General features: G+C 61.7%; 2 protein-coding genes. One reads left to right on the top strand and one right to left on the bottom strand.

Features of this window, described 5'->3' with window-relative positions; all coding sequences use genetic code 11:
* The coding region (gene treS, locus AC062T_RS01705; protein ID WP_476026805.1) for a maltose alpha-D-glucosyltransferase at nucleotides 1-1229 on the bottom strand (1229 nt) is incomplete at its 3' end.
* A gap of 149 nt (nucleotides 1230-1378) precedes the next feature.
* Here treS and AC062T_RS01710 point away from each other — a divergent pair.
* Complete coding sequence (locus tag AC062T_RS01710) at nucleotides 1379-2266, top strand: alpha/beta fold hydrolase (protein ID WP_476026807.1); 888 nt, start codon at nucleotides 1379-1381, stop codon at nucleotides 2264-2266.
* The last annotated feature ends 62 nt before the right edge of the window (nucleotides 2267-2328 follow it).

Below are 2328 nucleotides of genomic sequence, written 5' to 3' on the forward strand. Positions count from 1 at the left end.
TGCATCGGCGTGCGGGACGCATCCCGGTCTGGCAACCAGATGTTGTCGCCCATGCCTATCTCGTCCCCGTAATAGATGAAGGGGCTCCCGGGGAGCGAAAAGAGCAGGGCGTGAGCGAGCTCAAGCTCATCGCGCGAGTTATCGAGCAGGGGCGCGAGCCTGCGACGGATGCCCACATTGACTCGCATCCGTGGGTCGTAGGCATACCAGCCGTACATGGCCTGGCGGTATTCCTCCGAAACCATTTCGAGCGTGAGCTCATCGTGGTTTCGCAAGAACACACCCCAGCCTGCGCCGGCGGGAATGTCGGTCGTCTCGCTGAGAACCTGGACCAGTTCGCCCGCCTGCTGCGAACGAAGTGAATAGAAGATGCGAGGCATAACGGGAAAGTCGAACGCCATGTGGCATTCTGGCTCGTCCTCTGTTCCGAAGAATGCGGCGACCTCGCGGGGCCACTGGTTCGCCTCGGCGATCATCACTCGACCGGGGAACTCTCGATCGACCATGGCGCGGAGCCTCTTGATGAACTCGTGCGTCGGCGGCTCGCCTTCGCCGTTGCCCTCATCGGATTCGTAGAGATAGGGAATGGCATCGAGCCGGAATCCATCGACACCAAGTTCGAGCCAGAACCGCACGACCTCGAAGATCGCGTCGTGCACTGCCGGGTTGTCGTAGTTGAGGTCTGGTTGGTGGGAGAAGAACCGGTGAAAGTAGAACTGCCGACGCTCGGAATCGAACGCCCAGTTCGACTCCTCGGTGTCGGTGAAGATGATGCGGATGTTCTCGTACTTCTTATCCGTGTCGCTCCACACGTAGAAGTCGCCAAACGGGCCCTCTGGGTCGCTCCGCGACTGCTGGAACCACTCGTGCGCATCCGAGGTGTGGTTGAGGGGGAGATCGATGACGACGCGCATATTGCGTTCGTGGGCCTTGGTAACCAGCTCTTTGAACTCATCGAGCGTGCCGAACTCCGGCAGGATCGAGCGGTAGTCCCCGACGTCGTAGCCGCCATCGCGCAAAGGTGACGTGAAGAACGGCGGAATCCACAGCGCGTCGACTCCGAGCCACTGCAAATAGTCGAGTCGCGAGATGAGCCCAGCGAGGTCGCCTGTCCCGTCTCCGTTACTGTCCACGAAGGAGCGCACCATCACCTGGTAGAAGACCGATCGGCGGTACCACAGGGGGTCGAGGGTCAGCCCAGGCAACTGGATGGGTGCGGTGAAGTTCATGTGGCTCCTTTCGGGAACTGCATGGTCCCTCGCAGCGAGTCTAAGTCGCTGTCTGCTCGGTAAGGTGTGAAACCGCTGACGCACAAGCTAACTCCATCGTGATAATCGCGCGCGAATGCACCCAGCGCGCTTTGCCTAGACTGAGTCCGATGAATACCGTCTCTCCCTATGCCGACCAGCTCGCGCGCACCCAGCAGAGCGATGCTGAGATCAGCGTGCTCGGTCGACGAACCCGCTACTGGACCTACGGGCCGGACGATGCTGCCGTCACGGTCGTGCTCGTCCACGGCTACCGTGGCGAGCACCACGGGCTAGAACCGATCGTTGCCCAGTTGCCCGACGTGCGATTCATCGCCCCCGATCTGCCCGGCTTCGGGGAATCAGACGAACTCGACGGGCCCCACGACATCGACGGCTACGTCCGCTGGTTGCAGGAGTTCGTTACCGTGCTTGGAGTTGAGGGCACGGCGGTCATCCTCGGACACTCCTTCGGATCAATCATCACGGCCGCGGCCGTGTCCAGGGGCCTCAAGACTCCCCGGCTGATTCTCGTGAACCCCATCGCAATTTCTGGGCTCAAAGGCCCTCGGCCGTTTGCGACTGCCCTCACCGTGGGGTTCTACCGCTCGGCACGCTTCTTGCCAGAACGCGCGGCCAGAGCCTTTCTCGGCTCCTGGCTAATCGTGCGAGGGATGAGCATCGCCCTGGTCAAAACCAAGAACAAGGCGCTGCGCGCGTGGGTCCACAGCCAGCACCACAGCTATTTCAGCCGGTTTGCCTCCAAGCGCAGCATCCTCGAGGGCTTCGAGGCGTCGGTCACGCGCAGCGTCGGTGAATTCGCTAACGGCATCTCCGTGCCCACTCTGCTTATTGCGGCCGACAGGGACGACATCACTCCGCTTTCGGCCAACCGCGCCCTTTCTGCGGCAATACCCACCGCCTCGCTCGTGGTCCTTGAGAACGTCGGCCTCCTTATCCACTATGAGAAGCCCGCCGAGGCGGCCCGTGCGATCGCCGACTTTCTCGGCGATTCCTAGCCCGTGAAGCTTGTCTTCGACTGCCGGTATACGCGGTTCGAGCGTCATGACGGAATCAGCCG

The sequence above is a fragment of the Homoserinimonas sp. genome, from assembly GCF_056262345.1.